This is a genomic window from Nonomuraea aurantiaca (assembly GCF_020215705.1).
Taxonomy (GTDB): domain Bacteria; phylum Actinomycetota; class Actinomycetes; order Streptosporangiales; family Streptosporangiaceae; genus Nonomuraea; species Nonomuraea aurantiaca.
In genome coordinates this window covers 13,561-31,607 of record NZ_JAIWNB010000019.1, presented here as the reverse complement: position 1 = coordinate 31,607, position 18,047 = coordinate 13,561, and the positions used below count along the sequence as shown (strand labels likewise).

Sequence of the window (18,047 nt, the reverse complement as noted above, 5' to 3'; positions counted from 1 at the left end):
CTTCTACAACGAACACCGGTTCCACCGGACTCTCCGCGCCGCGGCTCCCTTGCGCCGCTTTCCCAACCGATCATCGCACCGGAACAGCTGAACGGCCTCGACGTCCGCCGGCGCGATCGACTCGGCGGCATCCTCCACGAGTACCAACGCGCCGCCTGAGCTGCACGGATGAGGTTTTCGGCACGTACAGGGTCAGTTCACCGTGAACGCGCCGGTGGCCCCGCCTCGGGTTCTCCGCGGCCATGCGCAAGATGAGGTCTTGACCGCGGCTGCGGTGGGTGGCCGTCCGGGACGGCGACGATTGCTGTGGCCCCACTTATTCGCCTCGAGACTGCGGTGCCAGGCCAGCAGGGTGGCCGAGGTTATCAAGAAGATCTCCGCCCAGCAATGGCGAGGGATCAGACGCGCAAGCGCCGCCAACCACAGACGGTCGGCCCCTTCGTAGCGCACCCGCGGGATCTGTCGGCGTAGGACCGCGTTCTGATGACGCAGGACCAGCGGTTCCGCCTCCTTGGAAACACTCCTGCGGAGCAGCAGCGCGGGCAAAGACAGCAGACGACGGGTGACGGCGTACACCGTAGACAAGATCACGCGACATGATCCCAAGCAACCCGGACCCAGCCACTCGGCACCCCTGCCTCTGCCCTGGAAGCGATTCGAGTTCTTGAGCCCCACAGGACCCGACTTCATCGCGCTGACATCGGTGGAGGGCGACGCCTGTCCGATGACAGCGATAAGTCAGCGCGTTCTGTCATTGTCCTGAACATAGACACGAGGAGGACCCATATGCGTCGGATCCTGCCGATAGTGACTTTGCTGATCTTGGCGCTGGTCCCGGCGCCGAACGCGGTGGCCACCAAGGGCGCGCGGTCCGGGCTGCAGTGCGCCTCGTACTTCATCATCGGGCTGCGCGGCTCCGCGCAGGCCATGAACGATCCGCTGGGCATGTCCGGGGTGACGGGGGTGTACGCCCAGGAAGCGCTGACTGTCCTGCCGGCGGACCAGACCAAGACGTACTCCCTGCCCTACCCCGCGGGCCAGGTCAGCCTGAAGGCGTTCCTGCCGTCGATGAACGATGGGAAGTGGATCCTGACGATCGCCGTACGCCGGTTGGTACGCATGTGCCCGGGAATGAACATCGGCCTGATCGGATTCTCGCAGGGCGCGATGGTGATCAACCAGGCACTCCCCATGCTGGACGCCGAGGAGCGCAAGGCCATCCGGGCGGTGCTGATGATCTCCGACCCCCAGAGCGGCGGGGACACCTCCTACGACGCGACCATCGGGGCCGACAACGGCCTGCCCAACACACGCGTGGGCGGCGGCATCCTGGGCAGGAAGGTCCTGCCCGCCGACATCCAGGACAGGACCACCGACTTCTGCATCGTCGGCGATCCGATCTGCGACGCGCCGGAGGAGAAGACCCCCGACTGGGCCGTCACGGCGGGTCTGTTCCTGTGGCAGATCCACACCCAGGACTATCCGGTCTGCTGCCAGGAACTGCTCGTCTACAGGGCGATGGCGGTCGCCTTCGCCAGGCGGCTGCTCCAGTCGCCCTCCTCCCCGCCCGTACTCAAGCCGATGCCGCCGCTGCCCGAGGGATTCTGCCCGTCGCTGCAGTCCGGCGTACGTAAGGCGGGCACGCCCACAGCCCTGGCCGGCTGCGGTGGCCGGCCCGCTCCCGACGTCAAGGAGGCCCAGGCGTGAACCACCTCACGCGCCGCTACGTCCTGCGCGCCGCCGGCGTGACGATCCTGGCGGGGGTGACCGGGGCCGCGACTTTCCCGAAACAGACGCTGACCGGCCAGGAGATCGAGATGGTCCTCCAGGTCGCGCGATTAGGCGCGGTCTATCCCGTGCCGTTCCCCGACGAGCACGGGGTGTCGCGGGCCACCGCCGAGCGCCTGCGGGGCCGCCTGCCTGAGCTCGCCCCCACACGCTTCCAGCTCGTACGGGACGCGGTACGCGACCTCGCGGCGGCCGGTCTGACCGGCGCCTCCCGCGACCGACTGCTCGACGGCCTGGCCCATAAGGCCGCCGACAACGGCGGCGATGCGCTGACGGCGCTGACAGCGCTGGCCGTGGCGACGGTGTCCACGGACTTCAGCCCCAACGACGACACCGCGGCTGTGTTCTGGCTCGGTGGGCTGCGGCAACGCCATCTCCGGCTGAAGGGGGACCGACGTTCATGAGACTTCTTCCTGAGCATGAGGAGGCGCTGAGGCGCGGGAAGGAGGCCGTGCTCGGGGCGTTCGCCGCCGTCCCCGGCACCACCGCGTTCGGCTACGGGTTCCGTCGGCGCGGTGGAGAGCTGACCGACGAGCCCGTGGTCATCGCGTCGGTGGCCAAGAAGCGCCCGCAGGGGTACGTGGCGCGCAGCCGCCTGCTGCCCAGAACGGTCGAGGTGGACGGCCGCAAATGGGGTGTGGACGTCATCCAGGCCGGCCCGTACTCGTTCGGACGCACGGGCGGACGCGCTGGCGGACCTACGGGCGGCCGGCGGGACCCGGCGGCCCAGGACGCCACGCTGCGGAAAACCGCGAACCAGGGCGTCGGGATCGGCAACGAGAGGACAGATGACTGGGGCACGTTCGGCTGCCTCGTCCGCGATCTGTCCAACGGCGGAGCCCCGTCCATCCTGACCGCCGGGCACGCGGTCGGCTCGACGCACGGCGCCGTCCCGGGCGATGTCATCGTGCAGGGGGGCTGGGCGGGAGGAACCGGCCCCGCCATCGGGGAACTGACCCGGTTCACCAGGCTGCGCAAGGACGGCCGCAACCTGGTCGACGCGGCGGTCGTCAAGATCACCGACCTGGACAACTTCGACGAGTTCACCACCAGCGAGAACAAGGAGATGCCACGTATAGGCGTCCGCCATCCGCTGATCGGCATGCTCGTCGGCATGGCCTCCGACTACTCGGGGCTGTGCACACGGATCGGGCCCATCCTGGCCGAGATGAACGTCCGGCCGTACCAGGATCTGGGCGACCCCGACTTCCCCGTCACCTGCGACGTGATCGACTTCGACATGAAGGTGGACAAGGCGGGCGCCGGTAGCTGGTACACCTCCAGCATCGTCGTCGGCCTCGGCGTGACCCCGGTGGACCTCGGTTTCTTCGCGAACCACGACTTCTACATGTTCGACGACATGGTGCAGGTCGACACCGGGTTCTGCCTGCACGACGGCGACGCCGGCGCGGCCGTGTGCCTGGGCGGTGACGGCAGAACCCGGATCGACTGGACCCAGGTGAACTGCTCCTTCCTGGAAGGGGCCGGCGAGATGTACGACCTGCCGCTGGTGGGGGACGAGAAGCTCGCCGACCGGTTCCGCGACGACTTCCTGCTGCGCAGCCGGGTGGGCCGGATGCTGGTCCGCCTGTTCTACGTCAACTTCCAGGCGCTCGTCGACCGCGTGAAGGGCAAGGAGGCCAGCGCCCTGGAGAAGGACTACGCCAAGCATCTGTACGAAACGTACCGATCGGTTCTGGAGACCGTCCTGACCACGCCCGACACCCCTGACCGGGTGATCACCTCACAGCATGTGAGCGACGCCGGCAAGGTGGTGGACGGCCTGCGCCCGCGACTGTCGGCCCAGGAGTACAACGCCGCCAAGCAGATCCACGCGCTCTTCGCCCAGACCGTGGGCATGAACCGGCAGCAGCTCCTCACGATGATGAACGGCGACGACCTCTACCAGAAGATGCACACCATCCTCAGCCGGGTGCCGACCGTCCAGTACCTTGGCCCGGTCGGGGCGGATGCCTGAGGCCACGGCCGCCACGGCCTACTCGGCTCAGGTCCAGGACAGGCTGCGCGGGCTGGTGGCCGGGCTCCCCCGGCCGGCCCGCGACCTGGTGACCGGGTTCGTCGACCGGCCGGGCAAGCGCCTGCGCTCGACGCTGCTCGGCGCCGCCGCGCGGTGCGGCCCGCACGACAGGGAACGGGTCGTGCGGCTCGGCGCCGTGGTGGAGCTGCTGCACCTGGCCTCTCTGGTGCACGACGATGTGATCGACCGGGCGCCGACCCGCCGCGGCGCCCCTGCCGCGCACCTGGTCGCGGGGCCGGAGCTGGCGGTGCTGGCCGGGCTGTCCTGCCTGGCCCTGGCCGGTACGGAGGCCGCCGACCTGGGCACCGGCCCGAACCGGCTGATCAGCGCGGCCGTCGCCCACCTGGCTCAGGGCGAGCTGCTGGACGTGGAACGCGCCTTCGACACCACGTACACACTCGCGGACTACGACGAGCTCGTCGAGCGCAAGACCGGCGCGCTGTTCCGGCTGTGCTGCGTGCTCGGGGCGGCGGAGGCGCGGCTGGGACCGCCCCGGGCCGAGGCGCTGGCCGCCTTCGGCCGCCAGCTGGGGGTCGCCTTCCAGATCCTGGACGACTGCCTCGACCTGGCCGGACCGGCCACCGATTCCGGCAAACCCGCCGGAACCGATCATCTGCTCGGGCTCTTCGGCGCCCCGACGCTGTGCGCGCTGCGTGACGCGCCGTCGGGCGAGCTGGCCGCGCTCCTGCTCGACCCGGCCCTCACCGCCGCGGACCTGCCGCGCGTACGTACGCTCGTCATCGCCTACGGCGGCATGAGCGCCGCCCACGATCTGGCCCGCGCCGCCTACGACGAGTCGCTCGCCGCCCTCGCCCCCCTCGGTGGCCTCGGCGACGGCGGCGCGGGCCGCCAGGCGCTGCTCAGCGTCGCCACCTCGCTGTGGCGGGAGGCCCCGTGCTGACCCGCTGCGCGGACGTGCTGGTGGTCGGGGCGGGACCGGCGGGCGGCGCGACGGCCGCGGCGCTGGCCCGGCACGGGCTGCGCACCCTGCTGGTGGACGGCGGCGAACCGGGCGCGACCCACGACGTCGCGCTCAGCGCCTCCGCCATGGACGCCCTGCGCACCCTTGGAATCGCGGCCTTCGACGGGGTATGGCCGGTGGAGGGGGTCGATGTCCGGTTCGGCGACGGCCCGGCCCGTCCGCTCCCCGGCGTCGGCGCCGCCGTCTGCGACCGTGAGTGGCTTCGTACGCGGTTGCGCGGGCTCGCCACCGATCTCGGCGCGGCCCTGCTGCCGGGGCGCATGACCCGCTGCGAACCGCACCCCGACGGGCACCGGGCGATGATCGCCGGAGGCGCCGGCGAGGTGGCGGTCCTGGCCCGGCATGTCGTCCTCGCGACGGGCTCGCTGCCCGGCAGGCGGCCGCACGGCGAGGGCATGGCCGTCGTCCAGCGGTTCGCTCTGCCGGAGCGGGATTCCCGGATGCTGCTCCATCTGACGCCCCCCGCCCCTGCCGATCCGCACGAGCGCCCCGCCGGGATCTGGATCCTGCCCGCGGGACCGGGAAGGTGCACCGTCGGCGCCGTCCGCATCGGAGACCGCCAGGAGAGCGCGGCCGATCTGCTGGCCTCGGCGATCGAGCGGCTCGCCGGGGCCGACCCCGCGTTCGCGACGGCCCAGCCCCTCGGTGAGCTCGTGTCCGGGCCGGTCAGCACCGGATTCGCCCCCGCGCTCGCCGGGTACGAGGGCCGGCTGCTGGTCGGGGACGCCGCCGGGCTGGTCAACCCGTTCACCGGCGAAGGGCTCGGCTACGCGGTGCAGAGCGCACTGCTGGCGGCCGACGCCATCGCCGCACATCCGGACGATCCCGGCGCCGCGCGCGAGGCGTACGTACGGCGGCTGGCCCGTGCGTACGTAGGCCACTTCGAGACCGCCCGCCACGCGGCCCGCCGCTACCATCTGGCCTGGCGCGTCCTGGCCGCCACCGCGCACAGCGACCAGCCGATCTTCGCCCTCGCCCGGCGAGGGGTGCTGTCGGCCGGGGAGGCGGCCGAGCCGGTCGAGCTGAACCCGGACGACCGGCTGTACCTGGGCCCGTTCCTGGCCGCCTGCGCCGAGACGGCCGTGTCCGCCGTACGCGAGGAGTGGCCCTTCATCGCGCGGCTGCTCACCACAGGGTCGGGGCTTCGCCCGGCGTCGCTGCTGCTGGCCGGGGTCGTCGCGGCCGGAGCGCACCCCCGGGCCGAGCTGGCGGGGGCCGGCGCGGCGATGGACCTGGCCGCGCTCGGCGCCCTGTCCCTGATCGGCGCGCCGGAAGGGGGGGCACCGGACGCGGGCGCGACGATGCGGGGGCGGGCGCGCGGGGTCGACTGGGAGTCCGCCGTCACCGTGCTGGCCTGCGACTTCCTGCTGTCGCAGGCCGCCCGCCTGGTCGCGGAGTCGGCTCCGGAGGCGTCCTGGGCGTTCGCCGACTGGCTGGCCGAGCTCACCAGGATCAGGGCCGAAAGGATCGCCGACCCGGGCACGACCGACGCCGGCGACCTGTTCGCCGCGCTCTTTGAGTTCCCCGTACGGATCGGGGCGCAGCTCGGCGGCGCCGGCACGGCGGTCATGGAGGCGCTCAGGGAGTTCGGCGGGCACTGCGGACGGGCGTTCCTGCTGGCCGAGGACGTTCTCGCGCTGCGCGGGGGGCCGACCCGCCTGGCCACCACCACCCGGGCGATGCTCGCGGCGCGGACCTCGATGATCCCCCAGCTCCTGGGCATGCCCGGCCTCACCGGCGCGAACGAGCCGCACGGGCGGGCGACCGCGCTGGCCGCGGCGTCGCGGGCCTGCCGCGCCGAGATCGACCTCGCCCTGCGCGCCGCCAGCCGCGTCCCGGTCGCGCGCGCGGCGCGTATCTTGCGCGCGCACGTTCTGACGATCAGCGCCTCGATCGATGCCCCGTCCGCGGACGTCATGGAAAGGATCACCCCCGATGAGACGTGCGACTGTCCTTAAGGTGGCGATGGCGGCGGTACTGACCGTTCCGCCCTATATCGCCGCAGCGCCGCCCGACCCCTCGGCCCTGGCCGCCTCCGCCGCCGACCGCCTCGTCGCCGACCGGCTGGAGCTGATCCACCGCTCCGGCCAGGACGAGGTCGTGCGGGGCCGCGTGGTGTCCGGGGCTCACGGACTGCGCTATGTCCCGTACGAGCGTACGTACGCGGGCCTGCCCGTACGCGGCGGTGACTTCGTCGTGGTCACCGACGCGGAAGGACGCGTCCTCAGCACCTCGGTCAACCAGGAGCAGGCCTTGTCGGTGGAAACCCGGCCGGAGGTGTCCGCGCAAGACGCTGGCGCGGCGGCCCGCCGCGAGGTAGGCACGGGAAGCGACATGACGCCGCCCACGCTGACGGTCCTGGCGCGCGGCGGCGGCGTGCTGGCGTACGAGACAGTGATCACCGGCGTCAAGGGCACGCGCCCGAGCCGGATGCGCGTCCTCGTCGACGCCCGCACCGGCAAGGTGATCGACTCCTGGGACGAGGTGCTCGACGGCGTGGGGAACAGCTTCTACCACGGCCAGGTCTCCTTCGACACGACCCGATCGGCCACCCTGTACGGGATGTCCGATCCCGTACGGTCGGGAGTGCGCTGCGGCGGCATGGACGGCCGCACCTACACCGACCCCGACGACGACTGGGGCAACGGCACCGGCACCGACCTGGTCACCGCCTGCGTGGACGCCATGCACGCGGCGCAGGGGGGCTGGGACATGCTGGAGCAGTGGCTGAGCAAGCCCGGCGGGTTCGACGGCTACGGCCGCAGCTTCCCGATGCGTGTCGGGTACGACGACGCGAACGCGTACTACGACCAGTTCAAGACGGTTTTCGGCCGCAACAGCAGCAGAACGCGGCAGGCGACGTCGACCGATGTCGTCATGCACGAGCTCGGGCACGCCATCTTCGACTTCACGCCCGGCGGCCCGCGGGGCACGCGCGAGAAGGGCGGCCTCAACGAGTCGACCGGCGACATCTTCGGGACGGTGACCGAGTGGTACCTGAACGAGCAGGCCGACCCGCCGGACTACCTGATAGGCGAGCAGGTCGACCTGGTCGGCGCGGGGCCCATCCGGAACATGTACGACCCGTCACGGGTCGGCGACCCTCCGTGCTTCAATGAGAGCGTCCGGATCATGGAGGTGCATGCCGCCGCCGGTGTGCAGAACCACTGGTTCTACCTGCTGGCCGAGGGATCTGCCCCCGTCGACGCCGCCCGGCCGGGCAGCCCCACCTGCAACGGCTCGGTCGTGCACGGCATCGGCGTCCAGAACGCGGCCATGATCTACATGGAGACCCTCAACCGCAAGCTGTCCGACTGGAGCCACGAGGAGGCCCGCCGCGCCTCGATGGAGGCGGGGCTGCAACTGTTCGGCTGTGAAGGACTGCGAGCCGTACGCGACGCGTGGAACGCCGTCAGCGTCCCCGCTCACCCTCGCGAGCCCTATTGCTGAAAGACGCAGGTTCTTTGAAATTTTTGAAACCAGGTGTCTGCGGCCCTTAGGCTCAGCCGAACGCACAGGGGCATAAGGCGGGGTACTTGATCCACTTCAGCGTCCTGGGCCCGCTGCGGGTGAGGAGCGCCGCGGCGGAGATCTCGTTGTCCGGGCCCAAGCAGCGCATCGCGCTCGCGACGTTGCTGCTGCACACCAACGAGCGCGTCTCCGCCGACCGGCTGATCGCCCGGATGTGGGACGGCGACGAGTCGCCGAACGCGCGCGCGGCCCTGCAGACGCATCTGACCCGCCTGCGCCGTGCCCTGGGCGATCCCGGCCTCATCCAGACCTTCGACGGCGGCTACACCATCAGCGTCACCGCCGACAGCCTCGACCTGCTGCGGTACCGCGAGATCATCAGACGCTCCCAGAGGAGCGGGCCGGCCGAGGAACTGGCCGCGCTGACCGAGGCGATGGCGCTGTGCGGCGAGCCGCTGCTGACCAACGTCCCCTCGGAGACGCTGCATCGCGAGGAGGTCTCTCTCCTCGTCGAGGAGCAGTTGCGCACCCTGGAACGATGGTCGGAACTGCACCTCGAATGGGGCAGACCGGAGCAGGGAATCGCCGTGCTGCGCTCCGCCATCGCCAGGCATCCCTACAGGGAGCGTCTGTGGGCCAACCTGATCCTCGCGCTGCAGCGCTCGGGGCGGCAGGCGGAGGCCATGGAGACCTACCAGAGCGTCACCCACCGGTTCCTCGAGGACCTGGGCGTCGGACCCGGGGAGCCGCTGCGCCGGGCCCACCGTTCGATCCTGGTAGCCGACGAGGGCGAGGTGGCCGACGCGCCGATGACGCCGCAGCAGCTACCGTCCGGCATCGCGCACTTCACCGGGCGCCTGGCCGAGCTGGCCCGGCTGGACCGGCTGGTGGCCGACCCGCCGGGACGCAGCGAGATCGTGGTGATCGGCGGCCCGGGCGGCGCGGGCAAGTCCGCGCTGGCGGTCCACTGGGCGCATCAGGTGATCGACCGCTTCCCGGGCGGGCAGTTATACCTGAACCTGCGCGGGTTCGGCCCCGGCGCGCCCATGGACCCGAAAGTGGCGATCGAGACGCTGCTGCGCGCGATGGGCGTGTCCGCCACGAGCCTGTCGGCCGACCTGGACGCGCGCGCGGCGATGCTGCGCAGCACGCTGGCGGGCCGGCGCATGCTGCTGCTCCTGGACAACGCCCGTGACAGCGCGCAGGTACGTCCTCTGCTGCCGGGGGCCAACTCGCTGGTGCTGGTGACGAGCCGTAACCAGCTACGCGGGCTGGCCGCCAGGGACGGCGCCCGCCGGCTCAGCCTCGACCCGCTCACCCCGCCCGAATCCCTCGAACTGCTGGAGAAGGTGATCGGCGCGCGGCAGGTCGCCAACGAGCGCGACGCGGCCGTACGCCTGGTGAAGCTGTGCGACGGCCTGCCGCTGGCGCTGTCGGTCATCGCCGAGCGGGCCCACCGCGGCGGCGGCCTGGCCAGGATCGTCAGCGCGCTGGAGGACGAGAAGGCCAGGCTGGAGCAGTTCGGGATCGGCGAGGACGACCCCATGGCCGACCTCAACACCGCGCTGCTGTGGTCGTACCGGGCGCTGACGGCGCCGGTGGCCAGGATGTTCCGCCTGCTCGGCCTGCACTCGGCCGGAGATCTCTCGCTGGAGGCTGCGGCCGCGCTGGCCGACGTGGCGCCGCGGGAGGCCGGCGCGCTGCTCGACCATCTCGTCGCGGCCCATCTCGTCAAGCAGGTCCAGCCGGACCGCTTCGAGCTGCACGACCTGGTGCACCTGTACGCCACCGGCCGTGCCGTGGAGGAGGAGACGGCCGGTGAGCGCGACGCCGCGGTGGACCGGCTGCTGGACTGGTACCTCTACACCGTCGTGGAGGCCGACAGGCAGATGCTGCCGCACCGCGTACGGGACTTCGTCGAGCCCTGCACCAGCCAGATCTTGCCACTGACGTTCGACGATCACCGGCAGGCGCGCAACTGGCTGGAGCGGGAGTACCACTGCCTGCGCTCGGTCATCGCCTGGGCTGCGGCCAACGGCCGGGCCGGGCACGCGTGGCGTATCTCGATCGGCATGACCACCTTCTTCGACCGGTACATCCCCTGGCACGACGGCCTGGAGTTCACCCGGTCGGCGCTGCGGGCGGCCGAGATCGCCGCGGAGCCCGCCGGGCAGGGCTTCACGCTCAACTCCCTCGGCTGCGTCCACTTCGACATGGGTGAGCATGAAATCGCCCTGTCCTGCTTCAAGCAGTCGCTGTCCCGCTTCCGGCAGGCCGGACATGCCAGGGGCGAGGCGATGCTGCTGGGCAACCTCGGCCTGGTCCACGGCGAGCTCGGCGACACCGCCGAGGGCAGGCGCTGCCTGGAACGCGCGCTGACGCTGTACGAGAGCCTCGGCGGCCAGTACGGGATCGCCCACCTTCTCGACAATCTGGGCATCGTCAGCCATCTGGCGGGCGACCATGAGCTCGCGGTCGAGTACTACCGCCGGGCCCTCACGGCCACCGCCTCCAACGGCAACACCGATCTGCACGGCGACATCTGGCGCAACCTCGGGCGCGCGTACGTGGCCCTTCGGGACTGGCGCAGGGCGCTGCGCTGCTTCCGCGAGGCGGTGGCCCTGTACCAGGGCAAGGGCAACCGTCGCTGGCTGGCCATGTGCCTGATCGACCTGGGCCGGGCCCTGGCCGACGCCGGGCGCCGCGAACCGGCCAGAGGCGTCCTGCTGTCGGCGCTGGCCGAGCTGAAGGCCATGGACGACCCGCGCGTGGGCGAGGTCGCGACGATCCTGGAGACTCTCTAGTGCCGTAAATGCGGGCTGATGCCGGAAACCCGCCAGCTCAGCCCGCCGCTTCAGGGCGCGGGGCGGCTCGCGTACGGCTTCCACATCATCGACGTCCACGCTCACCCCCAGGGCCAGCGGGTGTACGCGGCCCGTGGCGCCTTCACGACCACGGCCGAGCGCGGCACCTGGGCCGCGCCGGCCAACCCCGCGGAATGCTGCGTCAAGATGCTAATACGAATTACCTCAAGAAGATCCACTCTTGACGGCACGCTCGCGTTTCGCCCATCGGGCCCGTTCGCGGTCTTGACGACGCGGGGAAGGCCAGGCATCTTTCTGTAAGAAGCTTTCCTAAAAGTGCACTGCCCACCTGCTGGAGGACAGCGAATGCGCACGAGAAAGCCTGCGGCTCTGGCCGCCACAGCCCTCCTCACCGCCGCCCTCGTCGGCATCGCCACCCCCGCTCACGCCGCGCCCACCGACTGCACCACCGGCCGGGACGGCAAGACCGTCTGGGTTTACTGCAGCGGCGGCTACGGCCAATACCGCGTGAGCATCTACGTCATCAACCCCCCGACCGGCTCCTGGCCTGAGTACGGCCCCTGCGTGTACCCCGGGCAGCGCTCGGAGTACACCCCCTACCACAACCTCTCCTTCCTCGGTCCGGGGGTCGCCTACTGCTGACAAGGCCAAGGCCGCGCAGTGTGGCGTTCGACGGCCGGCACCCATCGATGAGGACAACTCAAGACCATGTGCGGCTCGGTGGCAGCGCGATCGGCTCGGCGGGGGCCTGGGAGGCGCTCGCCGTGACCGCGTACCAGTCGTGCAGCTAGGTCTGTCGCCGCTGTCGGCTCTGCGCGAGCGCCGTCTGCGCCGGGCCGGCGAACTCCTCTGAGGTGCGGCCCAGTTGCAGGTGTCCCGCGCTCCGCTTCCCACACGAGATCCGGGATGGCCTTCACGCAGACGCCCGAACCAAGACGATGGCAGACTGTGATCGTGCGACCACCCCGAGCGAAATTCTTCAACACCACTGGCCCGTGCGATCCACGACGCCACTACATGCTGCCCCCCGTACCGAGGCTCCCAGAAGCGCGGACGCTCATCGAGATGGACCGCTACTTCGTGCTGCACGCCCCCCGGCAGACCGGCAAGACGACCATGCTGCGTACCCTGGCCTCCGACCTAGCCGCCGAGGGCGACATCGCCGCCCTGTCGTTCTCCTGCGAGCGCGCCAAGATCTTCAGCGACGACGTCGCCGCCACGGAGACGATCCTGCTGGACTCGCTCCGCAGGGCCGCCGACTTGTCGGGATGGCCCGACGGACTGCTGCCGCCGGACTCCTGGCCGGAGGAGCAGGTGGGCACCCGGTTCGGTAAGGCGCTGAGCGCGTGGTGTCGCCGCTGCCCGCGCCGGGTGGTGCTGTTCCTCGACGAGATCGACGCCCTGCAGGGCGAGAGCCTGGTCAGCGTCCTCAGCCAGCTTCGCGACGGTCACAACATACGGCCGGATGGCTATCCGTTCCCCGCGTCAGTGGTGCTGTGCGGGTTGCGCGACCTGCGTGACTACAAGGTGGCCTCCGGCGGCGCCCCCGACCGGTACAACGCGGCCAGCCCGTTCAACATCATCCGCAAATCGCTGCGTCTGGGCGACTTCACCACCGATCAGATCGCCGAACTCTACGACCAGCACACCCAGGCGACCGGCCAGGAGTTCACCAAGGACGCGGTGGACCGCGTCTTCGAACTGACCCAGGGACAACCCTGGCTGGTCAATGCCCTCGCTGATGAGATCATCACCGAAATGGGGGTGGCCGGGACAATCAGTGACGGGCAGGTGGAGGACGCCAAGGAGCGGCTGATCCGGGCCCGCGCCACCCACCTGGACTCCCTGGCGGCCCGGCTGCACGAGCCCCGGGTCAAACGGGTGATGGAACCGATCGTGAGCGGAGACTTCCCCCATGCCGAGCTCACCTTCTCCGACGACCTGTCCTACGTCCGCGATCTGGGCCTGATCAAGCAGAAGCCTCCGATGGAGGTGGCCAACCCGATCTACCGGGAAGTCATCCTGCGCGTGCTCGGCGACGTGTCGGAACAGTACGTGCGCGCCGACCCGCACAGCTTCGTGCTCCCCGACGGCCGGTTCGACCTGCCCCGCCTGCTGGAGGAGTTCGTCGTGTTCTGGCGCGAACACGGCGAAGTCCTCATCCAGCAGGAGGGATACCACGAGGCCGCCTGCCAGATCATCCTCATGGCCTTCCTGCACCGCCTCGTCAACGGCGGCGGCTACCTCGACCGCGAATACGCCGCCGGAACCAAACGCCTCGACGTCTTCGTTCGCTGGCCGTACAGGGGCCCCGACGGCGAATGGCTGATGCAACGCGAGGCCATGGAACTGAAGGTGTGGCGACCCGGCGCAGACGACCCCAAATCCGAGGGTCTGGCCCAGCTCGACCGCTACCTCGACCGACTCACCCTCACCAGCGGCGTCCTGGTCATCTTCGACCGCCGCCCCGAAGCCCCATCTTGGAAGGAACGCGGCGGCTTCGACCAGGCGACCACACCGTCCGGCCGCCAGATCACCCTTCTGCGTGTCTAATACTGCCTTGGTTCTGCTGGGCCAGCAGCATGCCGCGTGCTCGCGATCGTCAGCCCACGTACGAGTCGTAGCCGAGTTTGATCGCGACCGCCACCCCGCACGCCGCCGCCACATAGCGCAGGCTCTGGCCGGGCATCCGGCGGACGATCTTCGGCCCGAGCCACCCGCCCAGCAGGAACCCGGCCGCCAGCGGCGCCGCCGCCCCCCAGTCCACCGGCCCGAACAGCGCGAACCCCAGCCCGGCCACCGCGTTCGCCAGCCCGGACAGCATGTTCTTCGCCGCGTTCAGCCGGGCCGGTGACTGGTCGAGAAAGCCCGCCAGCACCGCGAACATCAGGATCCCGCCCGCCGCCCCGAAGTACCCGACATAGATCGACACGACGAACAGCGCCACCCGCAGCAACACCCCGTGCTCACCGCCCGGCTTGACGGTCGGCCGCCGGACCAGCAGCAGTGAGGCTCCCGCGATCAACCACGGAGCGATCAGCTCGAACGTCCGCGCCGGAGTCACCAGCAGCAGCAACGCGCCCGTCGCCCCGCCGAGCGCGGTCACCCAGCCCAGCCGCAGCACCCGGCCGCCCTGCCCCGCGAGCTCCGGCCGTGACCCGATCGCCGCGCCCACACTGGTGAACATCAGCGCGACGGTGTTGGTGACGTTCGCCGTCAGAGGCGGCAGGCCGAACGCCAGCAGCGCCGGGTAGGAGACGATCGACGCCAGGCTCACCACCGTACTGATCACGCCGGCGGCTACACCTATCCCGAGCAGGCCGAGCACATCACCGATGATCACCCGACCATGCTAGGCCGTGTCCGTTTTGTCATGACGAGCCGGGTAGGCGCGGGGCCGTCAGGACGCCGTTTCGCCGTCGCCCAGCCCGAGCAGGTCGACCGACTGCTTGCGCATCTCCACCTTGCGGATCTTCCCGGTGACGGTCATCGGGAAGGCGTCCGCGACGTGGACGTACCGCGGGATCTTGAAGTGCGACAGCCGTCCCGCGCAGAACTCCCTGACCGCCTCGGCCGTCAGCGGCTCGGCGCCCTCCCGCATGATGACCCAGGCCATCAGCTCCTCTCCGTACTTCTCGTCCGGCACCCCGATCACCTGCACGTCCGCGACGTCCGGATGCCGGTACAGGAACTCCTCGACCTCTCGCGGGTAGACGTTCTCCCCGCCGCGGATGACCATGTCCTTGATCCGCCCGACCACGTTGACGTAGCCGTCGTCGTCCATGGTGGCCAGGTCACCGGTGTGCATCCAGCGGGCGGCGTCGATGGCCTCGGCGGTCTTGTCCGGCTCGTCCCAGTATCCGAGCATGACCGAATACCCGCGCGTACACAGCTCACCGGGCTCGCCGCGCGCCACGGTCAGCCCCGTCTCCGGCTGCACGATCTTCACCTCGACGTGCGGCAGCACCCGGCCGACGGTCTCGGTCCTGCGGGCCAGGTCGTCGTCGGACCTGGTCATCGTGGACACCGGGGACGTCTCGGTCATGCCGTAGCAGATGGCGACCTCGCGCATGTTCATCTCGCTGACGACGCGCTTCATCACCTCGACCGGGCAGGGCGACCCGGCCATGATGCCGGTCCGGAGCGTGCTCAGGCCGTACCCCCTCGCCACCCCCAGCTCGGCGATGAACATGGTCGGCACGCCGTACAGCGACGTGCATCTCTCGTCCTGTACGGCCCGCAGCGTCGCCTCCGGCTCGAAGCTCGGCGCGGGGATCACCACGCAGGCCCCGTGCGAGGTGGCGCCGAGGTTGCCCATGACCATGCCGAAGCAGTGGTAGAACGGCACCGGCAGGCAGACCCGGTCGGCCTCGGTGTAGTGGATCAGCTCGCCGACGAAATAGCCGTTGTTGAGGATGTTGTGGTGCGACAGGGTCGCGCCCTTGGGGAAGCCGGTGGTGCCGGAGGTGTACTGGATGTTGATCGGGTCGTCGCACGACAACTCCGACATGCGGGCCCGCAGCCGGTCCTCCGCGACGGTCTCGGCCAGGAGCGCGTCCCAGCCCGGATCGTCCAGGTAGACGGTGTCCGCGAAGCCGATCTCCTCGACCATCGCGCGATAGTCGCTGGTCTTGTGCGTCTGGGCGCTGATCAGCAGCCGCATGCCCGACTGCTTGACGACGTACTCCAGCTCATGGCTCCGGTAGGCCGGGTTGACGTTGACCAGGATCGCGCCGATCTTCGCCGTGGCGTACTGCACGAGCACCCACTCGGCGCGGTTGGGCGCCCAGATGCCCACCCGGTCGCCCTTCGCGATGCCCTTGGCCAGCAGGGCGAGCGCGAGGCGGTTCACGTCGGCGTCGAGGTCGGCGTAGGTCCATCGGCGTCCGGTGGGGACGTCGACCAGGGCCTCCCGGTCGCCGAAGGCCGCGACGGTCCGTTCGAGGTTCTCGCCGATCGTCTCGCCCAGGAGGGGGGTCGGCGCGGTGGCGCTGGAGTACGACTGCATGTCCACAGTGTCGGCCTCGTCCTGCCGTACGCACCAGACCCTCCTGCGCACCACCACGGCGGCGGTCACGTCGTCGCCGTGGTGGTGCGGGGCTCACCGGTTCAGATGGCGCGGGTTCAGCACCGGCGCAGGCCGTATTTGCCGGAGTCGGCGTCGAAGGCGCTCGGTGTGTGCACCACGGAGGCCGGCACGTACCCGTGCGTTCAGCGCCGGCGGGTCGAGCCGGTTCACCGCGACCGTCGATCCCGCCAACAGCGGTGTGCGGCTGATCCGCCGCCTGGATGCGGGCGTCGCCCGGCAATACGCCACCATCACCGTCAACGGGAATCCGGCGGGTCGTGGCGGCAACTGCCCGGCGACATCACCTACAAATGGCGGGAGCAGATCATCGAGATCCCGCCCACCCTGACGGCGGTCGCCGCTCTCTCACCATCGTCAACACGTTCGTGTCCTCTTCCTTGGGCTTCAACGAGTTCCTCTACGTCATCGAACAGAAGATCAACGGAGCCTGGTCGACCGCCGACAGGGTCGACATCGGCCCTGACCACACCGCCAGCCAAGGCGCGCACGATTACCACATCGTCGCGGAGGGCTGGGCTGACACCCAGACCTTCACCTATCCACCGCGCGAGGAGGATTGGCGAGTCGAGTGAAGTTCGGGTTATCGGAGGGCATCGGTGATGGCGAGGGCGGTGGTGCGCCAGATCGGGGCACGCGGGTCGATCACCGCGAAGTGGTCGCCAGACATTTCCAGATATGTCACGTCATCTCCGGCTTCCCGGGCAGCCCTGGCGTAGCGGCGCGCGAAGTCCACCAGGTCCAGCTCGTCGCCGGACCCTTGGACGATCAGCTGGCGGACCCGCAACGGCAACCTGAGCAGCGGACTCGCCGTACCGACCTCGAGACCGGTACGGGAGGCTGTGCCGAGGGCGGCGGCGACCGCGCCGGAGCCGAGCCAGCGCCTGTCGCCCTCGACGAGGTCGAGCATCCCCGCCAGCGACACGACCAGCGAAACCCGCGCCCCGTCGGCCACCGCGCAGAGGGCTAGCTGCGCCCCCGCCGAGTGACCGACGACGGCGACCCGGTCGAGGTCGATCGGCGCGTCCACGGTCGCCAGCGCGGCCAGCCCAGCGGCCACATCCGCGGTGGTCGCCCACCACCCGTGCAGGTCGGGACGCCGGTATTCGAGGTTCCACACGGCGTGCCCGCGGCCGACGAGGTCGAGGCAGAGCGCGTCCATGAGATCGGCCGCCCAGTTCGACCGCCAGTTCCCGCCATGAACGAGCACCACGACAGCCGGCCTGTCCCCCACCCCCTCGGGAAGGTACAGCTCACCCCACTGATCACGATGCGTCCCGTACGCGATCCGCGTCCGCGGATGGCGCAGACGGTGTACGGCATGCCGAATCGCCCAGATCAACCCCTCGACGCCACGCCCGTGAACGTGCGTGGCCCCCTCCCCCACCTCAGCCCCGTCCACTCGGGCGAGATCCAGCCACACGAGCGGCCCGAGGCACTGCTTCATGAGCCGCCGCACCTCATCCACCGGCCCCGGAACCACCACGACGGCCGCGGCGGACAACTCACCGTCGCCGCCCGCCGTACACGCCATGACTTCGGCCGCGTCACGAGCGTGCACGAGCGCACCGGAGACGCCGAGGGCGGCGAACGCGCGTTCGGCGGTCTCGCTGAGCAGCGCGGCGTCGGCGACCAGCCCTGGGCCGGCGACCACCAGGACATCCCTCACGATTCCCGACACTACAGAACCTGCCGCCACTGGTCCGCTATTCGACCTCGCCTCGTTAGGATGAGGATGCCGGGCGATACGTCCCGATTCCAGGCGGAGGCCATCGACAACGGCACCCAGCATCGGGAGCCTCGGTGCCGGTAACCCACCGGCCGGCGTCCACCGGGACTCCGTGGGCGGGCGCGACA

The 18,047-nt window shown here is 70.4% G+C and carries 14 protein-coding genes; 11 read left to right on the top strand and 3 right to left on the bottom strand.

What is annotated here, in order from left to right; genetic code table 11:
- Window positions 1-807 precede the first annotated feature (807 nt).
- From LDL49_RS35790 to LDL49_RS35745, 10 genes are all read left to right on the top strand, one after another.
- A complete protein-coding gene (locus tag LDL49_RS35790; RefSeq protein ID WP_225297965.1) occupies window positions 808-1,707 on the top strand; it encodes a cutinase family protein in 900 nt (299 codons plus the stop codon).
- Window positions 1,704-2,192 carry a hypothetical protein gene (locus tag LDL49_RS35785; protein ID WP_225297963.1) on the top strand — a complete coding sequence of 163 codons (489 nt, stop codon included), beginning with the start codon at window positions 1,704-1,706 and terminating at the stop codon, window positions 2,190-2,192. Before LDL49_RS35790 ends, LDL49_RS35785 begins: the two co-directional genes overlap by 4 nt.
- On the top strand, window positions 2,189-3,766 hold the full coding sequence (locus LDL49_RS35780) for a hypothetical protein (RefSeq protein WP_225297958.1): 1,578 nt from the start codon (window positions 2,189-2,191) through the stop codon (window positions 3,764-3,766). Before LDL49_RS35785 ends, LDL49_RS35780 begins: the two co-directional genes overlap by 4 nt.
- Complete coding sequence (locus tag LDL49_RS35775; RefSeq protein ID WP_225297956.1) at window positions 3,759-4,727, top strand: polyprenyl synthetase family protein; 969 nt, start codon at window positions 3,759-3,761, stop codon at window positions 4,725-4,727. The genes LDL49_RS35780 and LDL49_RS35775 overlap by 8 nt, the downstream gene beginning before the upstream one ends.
- Window positions 4,721-6,766, top strand: coding sequence for a lycopene cyclase family protein (locus LDL49_RS35770; protein WP_225297954.1), 2,046 nt, complete (start codon window positions 4,721-4,723; stop codon window positions 6,764-6,766). Before LDL49_RS35775 ends, LDL49_RS35770 begins: the two co-directional genes overlap by 7 nt.
- A complete protein-coding gene (locus tag LDL49_RS35765; protein WP_225297952.1) occupies window positions 6,744-8,258 on the top strand; it encodes a M4 family metallopeptidase in 1,515 nt (504 codons plus the stop codon). The genes LDL49_RS35770 and LDL49_RS35765 overlap by 23 nt, the downstream gene beginning before the upstream one ends.
- Window positions 8,259-8,344: 86 nt before the next feature.
- Window positions 8,345-11,083 (top strand): AfsR/SARP family transcriptional regulator, encoded by a 2,739-nt coding sequence (locus LDL49_RS35760; RefSeq protein ID WP_225297950.1) that lies wholly within the window; start codon window positions 8,345-8,347, stop codon window positions 11,081-11,083.
- Between the two features lie 18 nt (window positions 11,084-11,101).
- Window positions 11,102-11,404, top strand: coding sequence for a cupin domain-containing protein (locus LDL49_RS35755; protein ID WP_225297948.1), 303 nt, complete (start codon window positions 11,102-11,104; stop codon window positions 11,402-11,404).
- Window positions 11,405-11,449: 45 nt separating this feature from the next.
- On the top strand, window positions 11,450-11,746 hold the full coding sequence (locus LDL49_RS35750) for a hypothetical protein (protein ID WP_225297947.1): 297 nt from the start codon (window positions 11,450-11,452) through the stop codon (window positions 11,744-11,746).
- A gap of 423 nt (window positions 11,747-12,169) precedes the next feature.
- A complete protein-coding gene (locus LDL49_RS35745) occupies window positions 12,170-13,657 on the top strand; it encodes an ATP-binding protein (protein ID WP_225297945.1) in 1,488 nt (495 codons plus the stop codon).
- 49 nt (window positions 13,658-13,706) lie between these two features.
- Here LDL49_RS35745 and LDL49_RS35740 read toward each other — a convergent pair whose 3' ends face one another.
- Together LDL49_RS35740 and LDL49_RS35735 are read right to left on the bottom strand one after the other, a co-directional pair.
- Entirely contained in the window at window positions 13,707-14,447 is a 741-nt protein-coding gene (locus LDL49_RS35740; protein WP_225297943.1) for a sulfite exporter TauE/SafE family protein, read from the bottom strand.
- Between the two features lie 57 nt (window positions 14,448-14,504).
- Entirely contained in the window at window positions 14,505-16,112 is a 1,608-nt protein-coding gene (locus LDL49_RS35735) for an AMP-binding protein (protein ID WP_225298292.1), read from the bottom strand.
- A gap of 446 nt (window positions 16,113-16,558) precedes the next feature.
- Here LDL49_RS35735 and LDL49_RS35730 point away from each other — a divergent pair, with 446 nt between their 5' ends.
- Window positions 16,559-16,765, top strand: a complete 207-nt coding sequence (locus tag LDL49_RS35730) for a hypothetical protein (protein ID WP_225297941.1) — start codon at window positions 16,559-16,561, stop codon at window positions 16,763-16,765.
- An 8-nt stretch (window positions 16,766-16,773) separates the two neighbouring features.
- On the opposite strand, the gene LDL49_RS35725 is transcribed toward LDL49_RS35730, so the two are convergent.
- Window positions 16,774-17,859 carry an alpha/beta hydrolase gene (locus LDL49_RS35725; protein ID WP_225297939.1) on the bottom strand — a complete coding sequence of 362 codons (1,086 nt, stop codon included), beginning with the start codon at window positions 17,857-17,859 and terminating at the stop codon, window positions 16,774-16,776.
- Window positions 17,860-18,047: the final 188 nt, after the last annotated feature.

Coding starts and splice junctions, on each gene's coding strand:
- LDL49_RS35780 (WP_225297958.1), top strand. CDS start 2,189: ATGAGACTTCTTCCTGAGCATGAGGAGGCGCTGAGGCGCGGGAAGGAG.
- LDL49_RS35775 (WP_225297956.1), top strand. CDS start 3,759: ATGCCTGAGGCCACGGCCGCCACGGCCTACTCGGCTCAGGTCCAGGAC.
- LDL49_RS35745 (WP_225297945.1), top strand. CDS start 12,170: ATGGACCGCTACTTCGTGCTGCACGCCCCCCGGCAGACCGGCAAGACG.
- LDL49_RS35750 (WP_225297947.1), top strand. CDS start 11,450: ATGCGCACGAGAAAGCCTGCGGCTCTGGCCGCCACAGCCCTCCTCACC.
- LDL49_RS35755 (WP_225297948.1), top strand. CDS start 11,102: ATGCCGGAAACCCGCCAGCTCAGCCCGCCGCTTCAGGGCGCGGGGCGG.
- LDL49_RS35735 (WP_225298292.1), bottom strand. CDS start 16,112: ATGCAGTCGTACTCCAGCGCCACCGCGCCGACCCCCCTCCTGGGCGAG.
- LDL49_RS35765 (WP_225297952.1), top strand. CDS start 6,744: ATGAGACGTGCGACTGTCCTTAAGGTGGCGATGGCGGCGGTACTGACC.